Here is a 19132-nt window from a genome sequence, read left to right as displayed (position 1 = left end):
GACACGTCTTCAGCCACCTGAAGCCTCCAGCAGGTAGCCCAGCCCTCGGAAGGTCACGATACGAACCGGACTATCTTCCAACTTCTTGCGCAGCCGGTGAATATAGATCTCAATTGCTTCAGGACTGACCTCTTCATCAAGACCGAACACATGCGAGGCGAGCTGCTCCTTACTCATGACCCGCCCTGGTCGGGCAATCAGTACGCCCAAGACAGCTTGCTCCCGCGAGGTTAACGTCAAAGGCTGCTCATTGAGACTGAAACGCCGTGTATTCAAATCGTAAACCAAAGGGCCGCAGCGCTGCTGTCGCTCTCCACCAAGCACGCTACGCCGCAACAGGGCATTGACACGCGCTTCCAGCTCCGTCAGTTCAAATGGCTTGGCCAGATAATCATCCGCCCCCAGGTTGAGCCCCTGTACACGATCTTTAACCTCCCCCCGAGCCGTCAACATCAAAACCGGTAGGCGGTTGCCCCGCTCCCGCAGGCGTGCAAGCACTTCAAAGCCGTCAAGCCGGGGCAGGCCGACATCCAGAATGGCCAAGGCATAGTCTTCACTGGAAAGCGCTAAATCCGCTGCTACGCCATCATGAAGCATGTCTACGGTCCATCCTTTGCCTTTCAACGCCTGGGCGACGCTTTCGGCCAAAGGTCGATGATCTTCCACGAGCAGGATACGCACACCATTCTCCAGAACAGCTTCGAAGAGGAGCAGTGTACCTAGGCTTTTTGAGGAATGGTGTATCTCCGCCTCAATTGAAAGGTTGATGAAAGATTGAAGCAATAGGATGAAATAAAGGTTTATTGCCTTTACCGAAAGCGGCCTGTGGTAGCAACGTTTTCAGATAAGAATAAAAGGAAAACCACCATGCAGACGTTTTACGCCTGTCCCCTATGCACGCTCTGCCATTCCTGGCCTGGCGCTCTTCCTTGTTGTTCTTATCTTACTTGTCATGCGTCTTTGCGCCTGTGGCCTGCTATTCGTTAGTGAAACGCTTATAGCGCTGCCTTTTATTTGTATAACAAGAACAATAGGAGATCTTTCATGACTCTGTCTCTGCGCCATCTGTCTATCGCTGCGGCTACCGTGCTGCTGTCTACTCAGCTGATGGCTGAACCCAAACGCCCTGAGTGCATTGCTCCGGCCTCTCCCGGCGGTGGCTTCGACCTGACCTGCAAACTAGCTCAAAGCGCCTTAGTCGATGCCAAGCTTCTTGAAAAACCCATGCGGGTGACCTATATGCCGGGCGGCGTGGGTGCCGTTGCCTATAACACGGTGGTCGCCCAACGTCCGAAAGAAGGCGGCACCATCGTGGCCTTTTCCAGTGGCTCACTGTTGAATCTGTCGCAGGGCAAGTTCGGCCGTTTCGATGAAAAAGCAGTCAAATGGCTTGCAGCAGTCGGCACTAGTTACGGCGCCATTGCTGTCCGGAACGACTCACCCTACAAGACCCTTGGCGATCTTGTCGAAGCATTGAAGAAAGACCCCTCCAAAGTTGTGATTGGTGCAGGCGGTACCGTAGGTAGCCAGGACTGGATGCAGACAGCGCTGATCGCTAAAGCGGCTGGCATCAATCCACGCGACCTGCGCTACGTTTCGCTAGAGGGTGGCGGTGAAATCGCTACAGCACTTCTGGGCGGACATATTCAGGTAGGCAGTACCGATATCTCTGACTCCATGCCACATATTGAAAGCGGCAACATGCGCATCCTGGCAGTATTTTCCGAGAATCGTCTGGAGGAGCCAGCCATGGCTGAGATTCCTACTGCACGCGAACAGGGCTATGACATCGTTTGGCCAGTGGTGCGCGGTTTCTATCTTGGTCCAAAGGTCAGCGACGAAGATTACACTTGGTGGAAAAACGCTTTCGACAAACTCCTCGCCTCTGACGATTTCGCCAAGCTGCGTGATCAGCGTGAGCTGTTCCCCTTCGCTATGACCGGCGATGAACTGGATGCCTACGTTCAGAAAGAAGTAGCTCGCTACCGCGGCCTGGCCAAAGAGTTCGGTCTTATTCAGTGATCGTACAGCCGCCCTGATTCTGCAAGCAGGGCGCCCATGAGGAAACCATCATGGTTTTTCAACGAGTCTTTATTGCTGTCTGGCTAATTGCGGGACTAGTGCTCGCGTATATCGGATGGGATTACCAAGCACCTTTTTCCTATGAGCCGGTCGGTCCACGTGCGTTTCCACTGCTGATGCTTGGACTCATGTGCGCCAGCTTGGTCTATCTACTGGTCAAGCCCACACCGCTCAGCCAGGAGCATGACGAGCAACCAATGGACGCGCCTACGCTGCGCAAGATCCTGGTCTGTTTTCTACTGCTATTGGCGTATGCCCTGCTATTCGAGGCGCTCGGTTTCATTGTGAGCAGTACTCTGGCTGGCATGGCCTTCGCCCGGCTCTACGGCGGCCGGTGGAAAGGCAGCGCCATTACCAGCGTATTGCTGTCGATCGGCCTGTACATCTTGTTTGATCGCATTCTCGACGTGCCATTGCCACAAGGCCTACTGAGTGGCCTGGAGATCTAACATGGACACTTTGACGTATCTGGCGCAGGGTTTTGGCGTTGCGATGACGCCAACCAATCTTATGATTGCGTTGATTGGCACGCTGATCGGCACGGTTGTCGGGCTTCTACCCGGCCTGGGACCTATCAATGGCGTAGCCTTGCTTATTCCTATAGCGTTTGCGCTGGGATTACCTCCAGAATCAGCGTTGATTCTGCTCGCCGCGGTCTACCTAGGGTGCGAATACGGTGGTCGGATCTCCTCGATTCTGCTGAATATTCCAGGAGAAGCTTCAACACTGATGACTACGCTGGACGGTTATCCACTAGCCCGGCAAGGCCGCGCGGGCGTAGCATTGTCACTGTCAGCCTGGAGCTCTTTCATAGGCGCATTGATCGCGACGTGCGGCATGGTGCTGTTTGCACCTCTGCTGGCGAAGTGGGCTATTGCTTTTGGTCCGGCAGAGTATTTCGTGCTGATGGTGCTGGCCATTGTTGCATTGGCCGGCATGGCCGGTGACAAGCCGATGAAGACCCTTGTAGCCGCCTTGCTTGGTCTGTTCCTGTCTACAGTTGGCATTGATGCCAATAGTGGCGTTTACCGCTTCACCTTTGACAGCATCCATGTCGCGGACGGCATTCAGTTCGTAGTGCTAGTACTCGGCCTGTTCTCCGTTAGTGAAATCCTGCTCCTGCTGGAAAAGACGCATCATGGACATACCGTGGTCAAAACTACCGGCCGGATGCTTTTTAACCTCAATGAAGCACGGCGTGTATTCTTTATCAATCTACGGTGTGCCGTTGGCGGCTTCGTCATTGGTGTTCTGCCGGGTGCTGGTGCCACATTGGCTAGCGCTTTGGCTTATATGACCGAAAAACGCATTGCCGGCCCGAGCGGGCAATTCGGCAAAGGGGATATTCGTGGCCTGGCGGCTCCCGAGACAGCCATTGGTGCCTCCTGCTGCGGCGCCATGGTGCCCATGCTGACACTAGGCGTCCCCGGCTCCGGAACAACAGCGGTAATGATTGGTGCCTTAACGCTATACAACATTACACCAGGTCCTCTGCTGTTCCAGAACGAGCCGCAACTGGTGTGGGGGTTGATTGCCTCGCTGTTCATCGCCAACGTGATGCTACTGGTGCTTAACGTACCGATGATCAAAGTATTCACACGGATCCTTGCCGTGCCGAACTGGGCATTGGTACCAGCCATTGCGATCATTACCTCGATCGGTGTCTATGCGATCCATGCTACTACTTTCGATCTGATTCTAATGGTTCTGGTCGGTATATTGGGCTACATCCTGCGTAAGCTGGATTTCCCCCTATCGCCCCTGCTGCTCGGTTTCATTCTGGGCGGCCTCATGGAACAGAACTTACGCCGAGCCCTCTCCATTTCTAATGGCGCACTGGACATTCTGTGGTCGAGTGGCATTACACAGGCTATCTGGATGCTGGTTGTACTGATGCTGGTATTACCAGTGATTCGTATCTGGCGGCGCCGACAAGCACAGCGCAAAGCTTTGCTTGCAGACGCATGACCTAAGAAGCTGACGCCTCCGTTTCCAGAGGCGTCAGCTTTCTCCTCTCTCTGGCGCCTTTTTTCACAGTATTCTCGTGCCAAACACCTCTGGCGCCTGATTTCAAGGAACTCTCGTGAAATCCGAGCCTGCTCTCCGCTTTCTGTCCTCCTTTCATACTTGGTGGCTGACGCCTATTGCGGGGGCGTTGGGCGGCTATCTGGCCTATCTGGCTCACTGGCCGCTGCCCTGGATGATTGGCTCATTACTCGGGGTCGTTTTCATCCGTTGCTGCGGATGGCTTACCCAGGAAGTACCACATTCGCGTAAAGGCGGCCAATGGATCATTGCGACGGGTATAGGACTGCATTTCAACCAAGCCATCATGGCCGAGATTGGCGAGCATGTTCTGGTCATCGTGCTGGGTACAGTACTTACCGTAGCGGCCAGTGTAACTGGCATTATTTTGTTGAGGCGTAGCGGTGAAGATCGTGCTACCGCCTTTTTTGCCAGCATGCCGGGCGGTGCTAATGAAATGGTTAACCTGGCGTATCGGCATGGTGCCAATCTGCCGCGCGTGGCTGCAGGGCAAAGCTTACGCATGATGCTGGTACTGCTGAGTATTCCAGCTATCTATACCGTGCTGTTTGGTGAAAACGCAAAGACCCAGATCCACTCCGCGACCGTTGATGCTTCATGGCTGCTGCCAATCCTTGCATTAGGCGCCCTGCTCGCCCTCCTCTTTCAGCGCTTGCGTCTGCCTAATGCCTGGCAGCTGGGAGCATTGTTAGTCAGCATCGTCTTTAGCGTGACTTTTGATCTCCGCATTGGTTTGCCTGCCGGGGCGGGGCAAATTGGGCAGTGGTTAATCGGCAGCTCGCTGGGCTGCTACTTTGATCGCCCGTTTTTTCGCCGCGCACCGGCGTTTATGCTTCGTACTCTACTGGCGACCTTACTGGCTGTCAGTATCGCCGTACCGCTCGCAGCCGGACTTGGCTGGCTCACCGGGCTCGATTCTCGCTCACTTATGCTAGGCATGGTGCCGGGCGGCATTGCCGAGATGAGCCTTACAGCGGAAGCCTTGCATCTCCTGGTGCCTTTGGTCACGGCCATGCAAGTGTTGAGATTGTTATTAGTGCTATTTCTGGCTCAACCGGCATACAAGCTTTGGCTACGGCACGTACGTGATTAATTAGCTTTTGTTCAGGGATTTCTTGGGATAAATATCATAACGGCTGGATTTTCCCTCCAGGCTATATCCTGGCTTAGGGCCGTCAATACAAGGCGCCTTACGCGGGCGCTTTACGACTACCCGGTGGCTGGCCAAATCAAGGGCAGCGTTTAATAAGGCCGGAGCATCCAAGTCATCTCCCACCAAAGGCCGGAAGATGCGCATCTCCTTTTTTACCAGGGCACTTTTATCTCGATGGGGAAACATGGGATCCAGATAAACCACTTGAGGAGATTCGGTTAGGCCCTGCATGATCTCGATGGCATTGCCTGTGAGAAGATGCATGCGCTGTACGATAGTTTGAACATCGGGGTCATGCGCGGCACGCCTAAGGCCATCTTCGAGCAAAGCAGCAATCAAGGGTTGACGCTCGATCAGAGTGACCTCGCAACCCAGAGTTGCCAGAACGAAAGCATCACGTCCTAGCCCTGCAGTAGTATCCAAGATGCAAGGGCGAATCCCGGCCTGAATTCCTACGGCCTTAGCAATCATTTGCCCGCTACCGCCACCGAAAAGCCGACGGTGAGCGGTCGCACCTTCCAGAAAATCGACCCGCACGGGTCCCGGCGAATCGGGCCCGCATTGAACAAGCTGTAACCCTGTCTCCCCGACTTCAAGGATAAAGTCTGCCTCGGGCGCCGTTGAAAGCGGTAAACCAAGGCGCTGGCTCCACATTTCGGCCTGTTCTGACCAAGCCGAGGCGAGCGGCTGAACGACGATGATGGGTACGCGCTGGTTATCGCTCATAAGGCAGACCGACAGGTAAAAGCGCGCATTCTGCCAGAGCATAGGCAATCAGAACACTCATCGGCAGACATGAAAGCCTCCCATGTCCACATGGAAATGATCCCGATGCGCCGCGTTGTAGTCTGGTGACAGCGTTGTGTTAAAGGTCTTGCAGGCACCTTCACGAGCCAGACGAAGAAAGCGGGCCTTGTCATCGTCGCCCTTCCAGTCTCTTGCCACTGTGATGCGGCTCCCATCGGCCAGACGAAAACCGGCCAGATCAAGTGCATTAGCCGTAGCATGCTCACTGCGCCGCGCATTGGCTCGGCCGTAGATATTGCGGCAGGCGAAACTACCGAAATGCTCAACCTGCGTAACGCGCTGCCCGAATACCGCTTGCGCTGCAGGCTGTAAGGCATGCAATTCGAACATGGCATAGGCTGTGGCTAATGAACATGTCGCCAAGAAACTGCCACTGAACGCAGCCTCCGAACGTTGCACGCGCACTACATTGTCGAGTGGACACTGCTTCGAGCCTGTAGTGCCTGACAGCGGTACATAGCGCAACGGCGACGTTTCCAGTGCCTTACTGCATAAGGTCGGGTCATGTTGCAAACGCCGGAGCTTGTAGGATGTTAGTAAATTGGGGGGCTGTTTTACATCAAGTGGAGCGAAAGGGTTCCACTCCGCAGGAATCGTGACCCAGCCATAGGTGATACCCAAACCCAGGCCGGCAAGCATCAAAAGCAACACGCCAAATACGTAACGCATAGCACTCCTGGCTCAGCATGGCAGGCGCATACGTTAGAGAAGTCCCAACTGCTCCACGGGCTCGGCCATGATCGATAAGGATGGCAATTCAGGCAGCCGAGTCTGCAATTGCGCATGAAAACGCATGGCCAGCTCCGGCGCCTGTCGATTGTCCGGTGTATGCAGGAAGATGTAAGGCGTCCGGCCTTCACCAATCCACTCGGCAAACTTGTCTACCCATGGTCCTAGATAGAAATCGTTGGCCTCGAGTTCCAAACGACCAATAAAACGGATCTGCGGCGACTGGGTAAACGCCGGTACACGGACCGGTACACGAGGCTTCTTGGCTTGGGCATCTCGGATTGCGGCTGTAGTAGGCTCGCTACTGAAAAGCGCACGGGAGTCCAGCCCGATCCGTTCGACATTTCTTTCAAATAGCAAACCATTGAGTTCGCGCTCCGCCCAGCCCTTGCTGAAAAACTCATCATGGCGAACCTCTACAGCAATGCGTCCCGATGAAGGCAAGGCATCCAGAAAATCAGCCAGCTCGCCTAATCGTTGTGGACCAAAACCGGACGGAAACTGTAACCAGTACGGCATGACCCGCTCACCTAGCGGGGCCATTAATTGCATAAAGGATTGCGCCTGATGCAAGCGCTCACGCAAATCACCGTCATGACTGATATCACGAGGAAACTTGACACAAAATCGAAAATGCAAAGGCATTAACTCGGCCCAACGTCGTACGGTCTCGGCGGAAGGCTCGGCGTAAAAGGTGGTGTTACCTTCTACAGCATTAAAGACATTGGCATAGCGAGACAGGAATTCAGCTGTACGCGTGCTCATTGGATAAAGCGAGCCACGCCAGGCAGCATCACTCCAAGAGGGGCAGCCAATGTAATAAGGCAGCATACGATCAGACGTACAGATCAAGCCTCATGACCTGCTGAGATTCGGCTTCACGCGCCAGAAGCGCGACGCTGCCATAGCTGGCCAGAGCCTGGCTGGCTCGAGCGGTTAAGGGCTGCTGGTACCACGCCTGGTCGCTGACCATAAGCCATTGCATATCAGACGAGGCACTGCCCGACGCATCGTTGGCTGACGAGGCTGACTCCACCCGTCGAATCAGCGGCGTCTCACCCAACCCTTGGGAAACAGCCTGGCTATCCGTCGGCCGGTCGCGGCGCACCTCTTCCTCATGCTGGATCTCAGCATAGGCATTATCCGAGCGATAACGGCCGGGACGATCCAGGGAGTAAGACGATGTATAGCTGTCGATACGCATGATTGAATGCCTTTATGCTACTAACTGCACTGTAATGAGCTCACAGGGGATTGGCAATGCGCCTATGTTACTAAGCGTATCCCTAAAAGCACGGCTTATCCGATTAACCATATTGAATAGCCGATACTTCAATCACCTGTTATGAATGTGCTCAAAATCAACGTGGTGCTTTGGGCGTGGCTACTTGGTCGCGTAAGTAAACCGGCTGAGCGTGGTCAGCTGGAAGTGCCTCACCCCGTTCCCATGCAGGAAGCGCAAGTGTCACTATATCTTTGGCATGCGGTAGAAGCGTGGCGTCTACATCAAGAAGCGGCACGGACAACCGGCCCGCGTAGCCCCACCCTGTACCCGCCCCAAACCATTCGCCCTGGGCTTCGAACGGTAATGCTGCTCGCTCTGGAGGCAACACCGCCTCATCACCTTGCAGGCGCATTTCCCCTTGGGTCAGGCTATAGCATCCCCAATAAACCTCATCCATGCGTGCATCAATAGCTGCTGCTACCTGCATGGCGCCTCGTTCCCGATAAGCACGCTGCGCCAGAGCAGCCAGGTTTGATATTGGCAACACTGGACGATCCAGACCAAACGCCAAACCCTGCACAACCCCAATAGCAATACGCACCCCGGTAAACGCTCCCGGCCCACGACCAAAGGCAATAGCATCAATAGTCGACAGGGACATTTCGGATTCGGCCAGTAACTCCTGCACCATGGGTAGTACCCGTTGGGCATGCATACGTGGGATTACTTCGTAACGGCAAACCACTTCATCGTCGTGCATGAGAGCAACGGAGCAGGCTTCAGTAGCAGTATCAATCGCCAGCAAGGTAGGCATTGGTTTTATCCAAACAACAGCAAAGCCGGGAAGTATAAGTTTCAGAAACGACAACGGCCATCCGAAGATGGCCGTTGGATGAATCCTGAGTCAGATAATCAGAGGTTGCCAGCCTTCTTAACGCCGTCTTTGACGTCGCCTACGACCTGCTGACCTTTACCTTTAACTTCTTGCGTATCACCTTCGTGCTTCATGCGAGGATTATCGGTTGCTTCACCGAGACCTTGCTTGGCCTTGCCAGCGACTTCGTTGGCAGTACCTTTGATCTTATCGGCTGTGCTACTCATATCTTCGTCCTCTTTATCAATGTCCACGCTATTACGACTTGTGGCAGAAGAGAAGAGTTCGACACTCGCGACCAAAGGTCTGATGTAAACAGCAAAACGGCCCTTCAGGGCCGCTTCATATAAAGCCGGGTGTATTCGCCATCAGCTTAATGCATCAAGCACTTTTGCTGTGATGGCTTCTACAGTGCCTACGCCTTCTACACGGCTGCACTTCGGCTTGCCCTCAACAGTGGAGAGCTGCTGATAGAACTGCACCAAAGGCTTGGTTTGAGAATGGTACAGCGACAGACGCTTACGGATCGTTTCTTCCTTGTCATCGTCACGCTGGATCAACTCTTCGCCGGTTTCATCATCCCGCCCGGCTACTTTTGGTGGATTGTACTCGGTGTGATAGACACGCCCGGAGGCGGCATGTACTCGACGACCCGACAGTCGCTTGACGATCTCTTCGTCGTCTACAGCAATTTCCAGTACGTTATCAATAACGATACCGGCATTCTTCAGTGCTTCGGCCTGAGGAATAGTCCGGGGGAAACCATCGAACAGAAAACCATTGGCACAGTCGGCTTCGAGGATACGTTCGGAGATCAGAGCGATAATGATCTCATCGGATACGAGCCCGCCACTAGCCATGACGTCTTTCACCTGTTGTCCCAAGGGCGTTCCCGCCTTCACTGCTGCCCGTAGCATGTCTCCGGTCGAAATTTGCGGAATGCCGAACTTCTCGGTAATGAACCGAGCCTGGGTACCTTTACCGGCACCGGGCGCCCCTAGCAGTATCACGCGCATGCACGTCGCTCCTTAAAATTATGGTATCCCGGACTCGCCTTGAATCGACCAGATGGCAGCAGTGGCCCTATGAACATTCAGGCAGTCTCGCTTGATTGTATCTGGCCGGTAAACGGCCAAGGGGATTCAAAATACACAGCATGACCGGGGGGCACAAGCCACTTAAAGTCGCAGGGATTTATTCTGCGTTTCAGGATGAAATGAGCGGATTGCCTGATAGCAGACCCCGCTTCGCTTTTCAAGCCATCAAGCGGGATCCGGGTGCGGTAGTTACAGCCGCTTTATCCGGTATTGCGCAAGCCCGCCGCAATGCCGGCAACACTGACCAGTAAAGCCTGATCCAGCGGGCTTGCCGTTGCTTCTCCAGCTTGTCGGGAACGGGCCAGTAACTCGATCTGAAGCAAGTGCAAAGGGTCCAGATAGATGTTACGTACGGCAATGAACGCTCGTGTCTGAGGATGATGGGAGAAGAGCTCCTCCTGCCCAGTCAAACGCAGCACAGCCCGCTCCGCCTGCGACAACAAGTCGCGGAGCTCAGCCCCAAGAGCGCGCAACTGCTCAGGAACCAGCCGTTCATCATACAGCCGAGCGATCTCGCCGTCTGCCTTGGCCAGTACCATTTCCAACATGTCGATCCGGGTACGGAAGAAAGGCCAGCGTTCACGCATATCCTGCAGGCGGGGCCCATCTCCACGCTCCAGTGCTCTGATCAAAGCCGTTTCCCACCCCAGCCAGGCGGGCAACATAAGGCGTGTCTGGGTCCAGGCAAAAATCCATGGAATGGCCCGTAGGCTTTCAATTCCACCCTGGCGACGCTTAGCCGGACGACTTCCCAATGGAAGACGCCCTAACTCCTGCTCTGGTGTCGCTTGCCGGAAATAATCGACGAATTGAGGATGCAAGCGCACGATGCCTCGATAGGCCTCCAAACTGTCTTTTGCCAGGCGATCCATATCGGCTCGCCACTCAGCTTCTGGTACGGGAGGTGGTTGCAGGGTTGCCTCCAGTACAGCGGCCAGATATAGATTCATATTCTGCCGGGCAATATCAGGCTGGCCGAATTTGAACCGGATCATCTCACCCTGCTCCGTCACTCTGAAATGCCCGGCTACTGATCCCGGAGGCTGTGACAGGATGGCCTCATGGGCAGGGCCGCCTCCCCGCCCGACCGTACCGCCCCGACCATGAAACAGCACCAGCTCGACTCCCTGCCGTGCGCAGATCTCTACCAATGCCTCCTGCGCACGGTATTGTGCCCAGGCTGCAGCCAATGTCCCGGCATCCTTGGCCGAGTCGGAGTAACCGATCATGACCTCCTGCGGTCCCTGCAAGCGTTCACGATAGCTAGGCAGCTCAAGCAGACTTTCGATAACTTGGCCGGCATGATCAAGATCATCGAGCGTTTCGAACAGCGGCACAACGCGCATCGGGCGGCGTACGCCAGATTCTTTCAAAAGAAGTTGTACCGCTAGGATGTCAGATGCAGCGCCCGCCATGGAGATGACGTAGGAACCTAGTGAAGCCACTGGTGCCTGGGCAATAACCCGACATGTCGCCAAGACTTCAGCCGTCTCGGCGGAGGGCATGTAGTCACAAGCCAGCAAAGGACGGCGACTAGCCAATTCATTTTCTAGGAAATGAAGACGCTGGGGCTCATCCCACTCGGCATATCGGCCTATACCTAAATATTCAGTGATCTCGTTCAGGGCAGCCGCGTGTCGAGCGGCATCCTGACGAATATCAAGACGAACTAAAAACAGCCCGAAGGTGGCTGCACGTCGCAGACAATCCAACAGAGGGCCATCGGCAATTACCCCCATCCCGCACGCGTGCAACGACTCATAACACAGCCGCAAGGGTGCCAACAATGCCTCGTTGTCCTCAAGGATACCAGCAGCGGATACGTGCGGATCGTGGACTGCTCGCGCCGCCCAATCACGCGTGACGCGCAACCGCTCACGCAGTCGCTTGAGAATGACACGATAAGGTTCGGGATGATCGCCCGCTTCGGCCATCAGTTCAGGCGAGGCCTGCTGCATAGAAAGTTCGGCGGCCAGCCGGTCCACATCGCGCCGGTAAAGGTCAGCCGCCATCCAACGGGCCAGGAGCAGGACTTCACGACTAATTGCTGCCGTTACGTTCGGATTGCCGTCGCGATCACCACCCATCCAGGAGGCGAAACGGATTGGCGTTGCCTCAAGCGGTAAGCGTTGGCCCGTCGCTTTCAATAGCGTCTCATCGACCTCCCGCAGCAGTCGGGGAACGGCATACCACAGGGAATTCTCGATAACGGCGAAGCCCCATTTGGCTTCATCTACAGGAGTAGGACGCTGCCGCCGGATCTCCTCGGTATGCCACGCTTCGGCGATCAGACGGCGCAACCGCTGTTGAACACTCCGGCGTTCGGCCGGTGTCAGGTCATCGTGATCCTGGGCTGCGAGCTGCTCGGTGATCTCCTCGTACTTTTGAATCAAGGTGCGGCGGGCCACTTCGGTAGGATGAGCCGTCAATACGATTTCAATATCGAGCTTGGCCAATTTTTCGGCGACGCGCGTATCGGCATGGCCTGCAGCTTTCAAACGTGCCAGCACCTCGTCAAGTACTCGATCCTCGAACGGTACGGGCTCATCTGCACTACGCCGCCTGATACGATGGTATTCCTCTGCTATGTTGGCCAGGTTCAGAAAATGATTGAACGCGCGAGCTACCGGCAGCAGCTCTGATTCGTCCAATGCATCCAGGGTTTCAGACAGTTGCCGCTCGCCACGTAGTGAGCCTCCCCGGGCGGCCTTTGCACCTTTACGGATACGCTCGATCTTTTCCAGAAAAGCCGGACCGTACTGATTGGAAATGGTCTGCCCTAATAACTCACCCAATTGATGAACATCTTCCCGTAAGCGGACATCTATCTCGACAACCATGGCGACCTCCTCTCTATAGCCTCTTTGAGTTCTAGCACATCACCTCACAGGGACCTCATTAGCCGCTCCGCGGTCTAGCTTTTGTATCGGTAATGAAACGGATGCAAAGGAGGTGTCATATGAAAATCAGTGAATTGGTCAAAGAATGGGAACAAACTGCTACCGGGCGCATGAGTCACGCCCAGTACAATCTCGTTCTTGACATCGAGTCGGCAGCCCGGTTGCATGCCTTGCATGAAATGTATCCCAAGCGCAGCGTCGAAGAGCTGCTGTCGGAACTGGTCAGTGCAGCGCTGGCCGACCTGGAAGCTCATTTTCCTTATGTGAAAGGTACGACGGTGGTAGCAACCGATGAGTTGGGCGATCCGATTTACGAGGATGTTGGTCCTACGCCCCGCTTTCTTGAGTTATCGCGCAAGTACCTGAAGCAGCTCAGCCAGGCAGATGCTCAGCCCCAAGAATAACCGCCTCGGCTTTTCCTAGAGTGGACAAATAGCACGGCAGCAGTGACTCGGCATTTTCATGTTTTTTTCACATCTGGTGAACGTTCATTGTTGTAGGTAAGTCCATAAAATAGCCGTTATTCAAGAGGCCTTTTGTTAATGACCTTTGATCTGATGACGGGTCATTTGATTCACGTAGCAGGAAAAGGCCTCGGCTAGCCTACCAGCCAGGACTTCCTAGCTGTTGGATTACTACATGGAGCTGAGTGATATGAATGCACTAACTGCCAAAAAATCGATACAGAAAGCCTGTGGGCTGAAAATCGCGGCGCTAGCCCTTGGCAGCGCGCTAGTCCTAACAGGTTGTGCCGGCAACCCGCCCACCGAGCAGATGGCGGTTACCCAGTCAGCTGTTAACGAGGCTGTCAGCGGTGGCGGTAATCAATACGCACCGGTCGAGACCAAATCCGCTCAGGAAAAGTGGACGCAGGCCCAGACCGCAATGACTCAAGAAGACTACGAAAAGGCTAAGAAACTGGCTGAGCAGGCTGAGTGGGATGCCCGTCTGGCTACGCGTAAGACTCAGGCCGCCAAAGCCGAGGCTGCCCTCCAGGACGCCCAGAAGAGCATCCAGCAGATTCGCGAAGAAGGGATGATCAATACCCAGCTATTGAAAAAGCAGGGTCAGCAGTAACTCTTCCGCTATCTCTTCTTGTTCTTTTCGTTAAGGATGAATGTTATGCGTAAACACCTACTGATCCCCGCAATTTCAGCCTTGAGTATTGCTCTGGCAGCGTGCTCTACACCACCTAACCCCACCCTTGAAAAAGCCCAGGCTGACTATGCAGCCCTCCAGGCTCAACCACAGTCCTCTCAACTTGCCGCCTTGGAAACTAAAGAAGCCGGCGAATGGGTAGACAAAGCTAGCAAGGCCTATAGGGATGGTGCCAACCAGGAAAAAGTCGACCATTTGGCTTACCTAGCTAGCCAACGCATCCAGACGGCCATGCAAACCGTTAAGCTGCGTATGACTGAGCAGGAGCTTCAGAGTGTTGATGCCCAGCGTACCCAGGCTCGTCTAGACGCGCGCACGGCTCAGCTTAAGCAGCTGCAAAGCCAGCTTAATGCCAAGCAGACCGATCGTGGCACTGTCGTGACCTTTGGCAATGTGCTGTTCGATCTGGATCAAGCTACTCTCAAACCAGCCGGTATGGCCAATGTCCAGCAGTTGGCCAACTTCCTGCAGCAGAACCCGGAGCGTCAGGTCATTGTTGAGGGCTATACCGATAGCACAGGTTCGGACTCCTACAACCAGCAGTTGTCTGAGCGCCGCGCGAATGCCATCCGCACTGCCCTGGTCAGCATGGGCGTTTCGCCTGCTCGCATCGTGACGCGTGGTTATGGCGAGGCCTTCCCGGTCGCCAGCAACTCTACGCCTGCAGATCGCGCCATGAACCGTCGTGTCGAAGTTACTATCTCGAACGACGCCAATCCGGTTGCGCCACGTATGTAAGCCAAGCGTTTTATTGAATAGGCCCGGCTCTTATGCCGGGCTTTTTCATAAGGACACGATATCAACCACCAGTGGCTATCGCCTGCTCAAGTATCTGATGCATCGCCTCTGAGTAGGCCACTAGCAGAACACTCTGCACCGCACTGCCTGTTGGCCTGGGTTCGCTCAACACTTTTACGGCCAGCGCGGCGGCGTGTTCAGCCGGGTAGCCATAAACGCCGCAACTGATCGCTGGAAACGCAATGGAATGTGCATCGACACTCTCTGCCAGGGCCAAGGCATTACGATAACACTTCGCTAACAGGCGTGCTTCGTCGTGCTGTCCGCCCTGCCAGACCGGGCCTACTGTATGTACGATGAAACGAGCCAGCAGATTGAAACCGGGCGTCAAGCGTGCCTCACCCGTTGGGCAACCGCCTAAACGGCGGCAATACTCAAGCAACTCCGGCCCTGCAGCACGATGGATCGCTCCGTCGACGCCTCCGCCACCTAATAAGCTCTCATTAGCAGCATTGACGATAACATCCACTTCGAGCGAAGTGATGTCTCCCTGCCACACCTGGATATGCATAGAAACCTGCCTTGTTTTGGCCTAGTTACTGTTGCCCTGCTCTTCCTGTGCTTTGGTCGTCGCCTCGTAGACCCGCTCGGCCAGACGCGAAAACGGAAGCGTCTGAATCCAGACGGAGCCGCGGCCCTTGAGTGTCGTAAGCATCATTCCTTCGCCTCCAAACAGCATGCTGCGCAATCCACCAGCAAGTTTGATGCTGTAGTCGATTCCTGCGGTAAAGCCGACTAGACACCCAGTATCCAACCGTAACATTTCACCGTTCAGATCCTTACGGATCACCGTACCGCCAGCATGCATGAAGGCGAGACCGTCGCCTTCCAGCTTTTCAAGAATGAAACCCTCACCACCAAAGAAGCTGGCCCCGAGTCGCTTGGTAAAGGCGACCCCAACCCGTGTTCCTCGGGCAGCGCATAGGAACGCATCGCGCTGGCAGAACAGGGTTCCACCCACGGCAGCCAAGTCCACCGGAACGACATGGCCTGGGTAAGGCGCCGCAAAGGCCACATGCCGCTTGCGCTTGCCCTCGTTCGTGAAATGAGTCATGAACAGAGACTCGCCGCCTAGCATGCGCTTACCTGCTCCCCAGAGCTTACCAAGCATGCTACCGGATCCATCGCCCATCCGCGCCGTGAAGTCGATGTCCTCTTCCATGTAGGTCATCGCGCCCGCCTCGGCAATCACAGTCTCGCCGGGATCGAGCCCGATTTCGACGGCTTGCATAGACTCGCCGATGATGCGGTAGTCGATCTGATGGCTGGGCATGATGAAACTCCTGTATAGCGGCGGGCTGGCAGCATTGATAGCCGCCAGCGCTGACCTTAGAGAATGTTGGCGTAGTCCGCTTCGATCCGATCCAGGCTCAGATGGTTCAGGAAGTTGGAGAAACACATCCAGGCTGACAGGGCATTAAGATCCTGAAATTGCGGCGGAAGATACTTGGGTGGAGCAACCAAGCCCTCATCCACCAATTGGCTAAGAATGCGCATGTCTTCGAGGGTCGTCTTGCCACAAAAGAGCAATGGAATCTGTTCGACCTTACCCTTGCGTACGGCCAGCTGGATATAGTTGTAAACCAAGATAAAGCCTTTGAGGTAGGACAGATCCTTGGTGAAGGGCAACTCGTTAGGAATCGAACCCCGGAAGACGCGACTGGCGTTCTGATAGCCATCCTCAAGGCTATATCCTTGTTCCTCGTAAAATCGAAAGATATCAAGGAAATCTGCACCCTCTTCAGCCATATGAATGGCGCGCGTCCGGTTGGTCAGCTTGCGCAGCCGTGACGGATAGGAGGCGAACGCAATAACCTCCATGAGAATGGCCAGACCCTCCTGGGTAACGGTGGACGATGGCGGGCCCTTTGAGAGAAACGTGCAGATCGGCTGATTCTGACCATTCAACGTTGTTCCTACATGAACCAGCCCCTCATGCACTTCCAGGGCACGGATATCGCGTTCATTGAACATCGCATCGGCCCGGATTTTGATGTAGTCGGCTCCGGCTGCAGCGTCAGCGACGATGCCATCGGATTCGAACACCCGAATAGTGCCTTCATCTTCCCCAAACACCGCGTTCAACCGGTGCTGCAGAATAGGCGCGGCCTCTTTGGCAGTCAGGGTTTTGGGTTCGTCCTTCAGGTCGCTGCGCTTGTCGATGTTGTTGAGATAATCCGACATCATCATACCCAGGTCCGCTAGCGTCGGATCACCTGCATGGAATGCATCGGAGGCGGCACCGTAAAGCTCTTGGGAGATCAGCCCAAAATCCCGCGTGCCTCGCGCTTGCAGCATGCGCACTACCATCCGATACTCGCGGCACATCCGGCGCATGATCTGCCCGACCGGGCTGAATTGCCCAAGATGACGCGTAACCTCCCGCTCGATGCTCTGAAACTCGCCCTTGACCTCATCTGGATCAAACCCGAGCGGACGCTGATCGTAGTAGGCGCGGTCGATATTTGGCAGTCGTTTACCTTTTCCGTCCAGAAATCCTTGTTTGACATTATCGTCCCACTTCACCGCATCGAGAATTCGAATAGGCGCCTGTGCGGCAACGATGCGGTCGGACAACGTACGGATTGTTTCGTGATACTGACTTTTCACCTTGCGTGAATTCATGTCTACCTCATGACAGGGAAGACAACCCCTTACACGTGCAGAATAGCTTATCGCCTTAGCAGGGTCTAAAACGAAAGAACCGCCCTCAGGAGGCGGTTCTTTCTGTTAGAACGAGTTGTACTTACAGCGGGCGCATATGCGGGAACAGGATCACATCGCGAATCGATGGAGAATCGGTTAGCAACATGACCAGACGGTCAATACCAATGCCCTCACCTGCCGCCGGTGGCATGCCGTACTCCAGCGCGGCCACGAAGTCGGCATCGAAATGCATGGCTTCGTCATCACCGGCGTCCTTGTCAGCCACCTGAGCATGGAAGCGCTCGGCCTGGTCTTCCGCATCGTTAAGCTCGGAATAGGCGTTGGCAATTTCACGACCACCAATGAACAGCTCGAAGCGATCAGTCACGCTGGGGTTTTCGTCGTTACGACGGGCCAGCGGCGAAACCTCAAACGGATACTGAGTGATGAAGGTAGGCTGTTCCAGTTTATGCTCGACCAGCTCTTCGAAAATCATGGTTTGCAACTTGCCAAGCCCTTCGAAGCCCTTGACGTCCGCTCCAGCCTTCTTGGCGATCGCCCGTGCTTTTTCGATGTCACGCAGATCATCATCGCTGATCTCAGGGTTGTACTTCAGGATCGAGTCGAACACGGACAAGCGTGCAAACGGCTCACCGAAGTGGAAGACCTTGCCCTGGTACGGCACATCAGTTGTACCTAGAACCGCCATGGCCAGCTCGCGGAACAACTCCTCGGTCAGGTCCATGTTGTCTTCGTAGTCGGCATACGCCTGGTAGAACTCAAGCATGGTGAACTCAGGATTATGCCGAGTCGATACGCCTTCGTTACGGAAGTTGCGGTTGATCTCGAATACGCGCTCGAAGCCACCCACCACGAGGCGCTTCAGATAAAGCTCTGGAGCGATACGCAGGAACATATCGATATCCAGCGCATTGTGGTGCGTTTCGAATGGCTTGGCCGCCGCACCGCCCGGAATGGTCTGCAGCATAGGCGTTTCGACTTCGAGGAAGTCACGATCACGCAGGAACTGGCGGATGTGAGCGATCACTTGCGAGCGTACACGGAAGGTATGGCGGACGTCTTCGTTGACGATCAGGTCGACGTAGCGCTGACGGTAGCGCATCTCGGTATCGGTCAGGCCGTGATGCTTGTCAGGCAGAGGACGCAGGGATTTGGTCAGCAGACGGACATTGTCCATATCTACATACAGGTCGCCCTTGCCGGAACGAGCCAGCGAGCCCTCAGCCGCGATGATATCGCCCAAGTCCCAGGTTTTGATCGCTTCCAGGGTTTCTGCCGGCAGTTTCTTGCGGTCCACATAGACTTGAAGCCGGCCAGTCATGTCCTGAAGCACCATGAACGCGCCGCGGTTGAGCATGATACGCCCGGCAATCTTGACCTTGATACCCGCCTCGGCCAGCTCTTCCTTGCTCTTGCCTTCGTAGGCTTTCTGCAGATCCGCGCAGTAGCTATCGCGGCGGAAATCGTTCGGGAAGACAATGCGCTGTTCGGCGCGCAGGGCAGCAAGCTTTTCCTTGCGCAGGGCAATCAGCTTGTTCTGTTCCTGCTCTTGGGCATGTTGGTCTAGAGGTTGTTCGCTCATGGTCTGGGTATTTC

20 protein-coding genes are annotated in these 19132 nt (G+C 55.1%); 7 read left to right on the top strand and 13 right to left on the bottom strand.

Going from position 1 to position 19132, the window contains the following annotated elements:
- Positions 1 to 9 precede the first annotated feature (9 nt).
- Complete coding sequence (locus IQ22_RS02360; RefSeq protein WP_145137449.1) at positions 10 to 681, bottom strand: response regulator; 672 nt, start codon at positions 679 to 681, stop codon at positions 10 to 12.
- Positions 682 to 1044: 363 nt separating this feature from the next.
- Here IQ22_RS02360 and IQ22_RS02355 point away from each other — a divergent pair, with 363 nt between their 5' ends.
- From IQ22_RS02355 to IQ22_RS02340, 4 genes are all read left to right on the top strand, one after another.
- Entirely contained in the window at positions 1045 to 2022 is a 978-nt protein-coding gene (locus IQ22_RS02355; RefSeq protein WP_145137446.1) for a Bug family tripartite tricarboxylate transporter substrate binding protein, read from the top strand.
- A 50-nt stretch (positions 2023 to 2072) separates the two neighbouring features.
- Entirely contained in the window at positions 2073 to 2531 is a 459-nt protein-coding gene (locus IQ22_RS02350; RefSeq protein ID WP_145137443.1) for a tripartite tricarboxylate transporter TctB family protein, read from the top strand.
- A 1-nt stretch (position 2532) separates the two neighbouring features.
- A complete protein-coding gene (locus tag IQ22_RS02345) occupies positions 2533 to 4050 on the top strand; it encodes a tripartite tricarboxylate transporter permease (protein WP_145137441.1) in 1518 nt (505 codons plus the stop codon).
- A 115-nt stretch (positions 4051 to 4165) separates the two neighbouring features.
- Positions 4166 to 5221, top strand: coding sequence for an AbrB family transcriptional regulator (locus IQ22_RS02340; RefSeq protein WP_244308868.1), 1056 nt, complete (start codon positions 4166 to 4168; stop codon positions 5219 to 5221).
- Here IQ22_RS02340 and IQ22_RS02335 read toward each other — a convergent pair whose 3' ends face one another.
- The 8 genes from IQ22_RS02335 to ppc all read right to left on the bottom strand — a co-directional run bounded on the left by IQ22_RS02335 (position 5222) and on the right by ppc (position 12853).
- Positions 5222 to 6007: a class I SAM-dependent methyltransferase gene (locus IQ22_RS02335; protein WP_145137588.1), complete on the bottom strand. Its 786-nt coding sequence runs from the start codon at positions 6005 to 6007 to the stop codon at positions 5222 to 5224.
- 57 nt (positions 6008 to 6064) lie between these two features.
- The gene (locus IQ22_RS02330; protein WP_145137438.1) at positions 6065 to 6757 is read right to left on the bottom strand and encodes an extensin-like domain-containing protein; all 693 of its coding nucleotides are present in this window, start codon (positions 6755 to 6757) and stop codon (positions 6065 to 6067) included.
- A 33-nt stretch (positions 6758 to 6790) separates the two neighbouring features.
- Positions 6791 to 7648, bottom strand: a complete 858-nt coding sequence (locus IQ22_RS02325; RefSeq protein WP_145137435.1) for a DUF72 domain-containing protein — start codon at positions 7646 to 7648, stop codon at positions 6791 to 6793.
- 4 nt (positions 7649 to 7652) lie between these two features.
- Entirely contained in the window at positions 7653 to 8021 is a 369-nt protein-coding gene (locus IQ22_RS02320; RefSeq protein ID WP_145137433.1) for a hypothetical protein, read from the bottom strand.
- A 157-nt stretch (positions 8022 to 8178) separates the two neighbouring features.
- Positions 8179 to 8856, bottom strand: a complete 678-nt coding sequence (tsaB, locus tag IQ22_RS02315; RefSeq protein WP_145137430.1) for a tRNA (adenosine(37)-N6)-threonylcarbamoyltransferase complex dimerization subunit type 1 TsaB — start codon at positions 8854 to 8856, stop codon at positions 8179 to 8181.
- Positions 8857 to 8954: 98 nt separating this feature from the next.
- Positions 8955 to 9143, bottom strand: coding sequence for a CsbD family protein (locus IQ22_RS02310; RefSeq protein ID WP_145137427.1), 189 nt, complete (start codon positions 9141 to 9143; stop codon positions 8955 to 8957).
- A 141-nt stretch (positions 9144 to 9284) separates the two neighbouring features.
- Complete coding sequence (gene adk / locus IQ22_RS02305) at positions 9285 to 9932, bottom strand: adenylate kinase (protein WP_145137424.1); 648 nt, start codon at positions 9930 to 9932, stop codon at positions 9285 to 9287.
- Positions 9933 to 10213: 281 nt separating this feature from the next.
- The gene (ppc, locus tag IQ22_RS02300; RefSeq protein ID WP_145137421.1) at positions 10214 to 12853 is read right to left on the bottom strand and encodes a phosphoenolpyruvate carboxylase; all 2640 of its coding nucleotides are present in this window, start codon (positions 12851 to 12853) and stop codon (positions 10214 to 10216) included.
- A gap of 119 nt (positions 12854 to 12972) precedes the next feature.
- On the opposite strand from ppc, the gene IQ22_RS02295 reads away from it, so the two are divergent.
- The 3 genes from IQ22_RS02295 (at position 12973) to lptF (ending at position 14809) form a co-directional block, all read left to right on the top strand.
- Entirely contained in the window at positions 12973 to 13317 is a 345-nt protein-coding gene (locus tag IQ22_RS02295; RefSeq protein ID WP_145137419.1) for a pilin assembly protein, read from the top strand.
- 235 nt (positions 13318 to 13552) lie between these two features.
- Positions 13553 to 13990 (top strand): DUF4398 domain-containing protein, encoded by a 438-nt coding sequence (locus IQ22_RS02290; protein WP_167654145.1) that lies wholly within the window; start codon positions 13553 to 13555, stop codon positions 13988 to 13990.
- Between the two features lie 45 nt (positions 13991 to 14035).
- Positions 14036 to 14809 carry a lipotoxin F family OmpA-related lipoprotein LptF gene (lptF, locus tag IQ22_RS02285; RefSeq protein ID WP_145137416.1) on the top strand — a complete coding sequence of 258 codons (774 nt, stop codon included), beginning with the start codon at positions 14036 to 14038 and terminating at the stop codon, positions 14807 to 14809.
- A gap of 61 nt (positions 14810 to 14870) precedes the next feature.
- Here lptF and IQ22_RS02280 read toward each other — a convergent pair whose 3' ends face one another.
- From IQ22_RS02280 to lysS, 4 genes are all read right to left on the bottom strand, one after another.
- Positions 14871 to 15380: an O-acetyl-ADP-ribose deacetylase gene (locus tag IQ22_RS02280; protein WP_145137413.1), complete on the bottom strand. Its 510-nt coding sequence runs from the start codon at positions 15378 to 15380 to the stop codon at positions 14871 to 14873.
- Between the two features lie 21 nt (positions 15381 to 15401).
- Entirely contained in the window at positions 15402 to 16142 is a 741-nt protein-coding gene (locus IQ22_RS02275) for a TIGR00266 family protein (RefSeq protein ID WP_145137410.1), read from the bottom strand.
- 56 nt (positions 16143 to 16198) lie between these two features.
- Positions 16199 to 17494: a flavohemoglobin expression-modulating QEGLA motif protein gene (locus IQ22_RS02270; RefSeq protein ID WP_145137403.1), complete on the bottom strand. Its 1296-nt coding sequence runs from the start codon at positions 17492 to 17494 to the stop codon at positions 16199 to 16201.
- Positions 17495 to 17615: 121 nt separating this feature from the next.
- Complete coding sequence (gene lysS, locus IQ22_RS02265) at positions 17616 to 19118, bottom strand: lysine--tRNA ligase (protein WP_145137400.1); 1503 nt, start codon at positions 19116 to 19118, stop codon at positions 17616 to 17618.
- Positions 19119 to 19132 lie beyond the last annotated feature (14 nt).

The sequence above is a fragment of the Pseudomonas duriflava genome, assembly GCF_007830155.1.
GTDB classification, from domain to species: Bacteria; Pseudomonadota; Gammaproteobacteria; order Pseudomonadales; family Pseudomonadaceae; genus Chryseomonas; species Chryseomonas duriflava.
The sequence above is the reverse complement of the archived record's forward strand: the minus strand, read 5'-3'. Positions and strand labels throughout refer to the sequence as shown.

Excerpts from the sequence above, each read along its gene's own strand:
- ppc (WP_145137421.1), bottom strand. The coding sequence starts at position 12,853 with ATGGTTGTCGAGATAGATGTCCGCTTACGGGAAGATGTTCATCAATTG.
- IQ22_RS02335 (WP_145137588.1), bottom strand. The coding sequence starts at position 6,007 with ATGAGCGATAACCAGCGCGTACCCATCATCGTCGTTCAGCCGCTCGCC.
- IQ22_RS02345 (WP_145137441.1), top strand. The coding sequence starts at position 2,533 with ATGGACACTTTGACGTATCTGGCGCAGGGTTTTGGCGTTGCGATGACG.
- IQ22_RS02325 (WP_145137435.1), bottom strand. The coding sequence starts at position 7,648 with ATGCTGCCTTATTACATTGGCTGCCCCTCTTGGAGTGATGCTGCCTGG.
- tsaB (WP_145137430.1), bottom strand. The coding sequence starts at position 8,856 with ATGCCTACCTTGCTGGCGATTGATACTGCTACTGAAGCCTGCTCCGTT.
- IQ22_RS02320 (WP_145137433.1), bottom strand. The coding sequence starts at position 8,021 with ATGCGTATCGACAGCTATACATCGTCTTACTCCCTGGATCGTCCCGGC.
- lptF (WP_145137416.1), top strand. The coding sequence starts at position 14,036 with ATGCGTAAACACCTACTGATCCCCGCAATTTCAGCCTTGAGTATTGCT.
- IQ22_RS02355 (WP_145137446.1), top strand. The coding sequence starts at position 1,045 with ATGACTCTGTCTCTGCGCCATCTGTCTATCGCTGCGGCTACCGTGCTG.
- IQ22_RS02290 (WP_167654145.1), top strand. The coding sequence starts at position 13,553 with ATGGAGCTGAGTGATATGAATGCACTAACTGCCAAAAAATCGATACAG.
- lysS (WP_145137400.1), bottom strand. The coding sequence starts at position 19,118 with ATGAGCGAACAACCTCTAGACCAACATGCCCAAGAGCAGGAACAGAAC.
- IQ22_RS02310 (WP_145137427.1), bottom strand. The coding sequence starts at position 9,143 with ATGAGTAGCACAGCCGATAAGATCAAAGGTACTGCCAACGAAGTCGCT.
- IQ22_RS02280 (WP_145137413.1), bottom strand. The coding sequence starts at position 15,380 with ATGCATATCCAGGTGTGGCAGGGAGACATCACTTCGCTCGAAGTGGAT.
- IQ22_RS02330 (WP_145137438.1), bottom strand. The coding sequence starts at position 6,757 with ATGCGTTACGTATTTGGCGTGTTGCTTTTGATGCTTGCCGGCCTGGGT.
- IQ22_RS02295 (WP_145137419.1), top strand. The coding sequence starts at position 12,973 with ATGAAAATCAGTGAATTGGTCAAAGAATGGGAACAAACTGCTACCGGG.
- adk (WP_145137424.1), bottom strand. The coding sequence starts at position 9,932 with ATGCGCGTGATACTGCTAGGGGCGCCCGGTGCCGGTAAAGGTACCCAG.
- IQ22_RS02270 (WP_145137403.1), bottom strand. The coding sequence starts at position 17,494 with ATGAATTCACGCAAGGTGAAAAGTCAGTATCACGAAACAATCCGTACG.
- IQ22_RS02350 (WP_145137443.1), top strand. The coding sequence starts at position 2,073 with ATGGTTTTTCAACGAGTCTTTATTGCTGTCTGGCTAATTGCGGGACTA.
- IQ22_RS02275 (WP_145137410.1), bottom strand. The coding sequence starts at position 16,142 with ATGCCCAGCCATCAGATCGACTACCGCATCATCGGCGAGTCTATGCAA.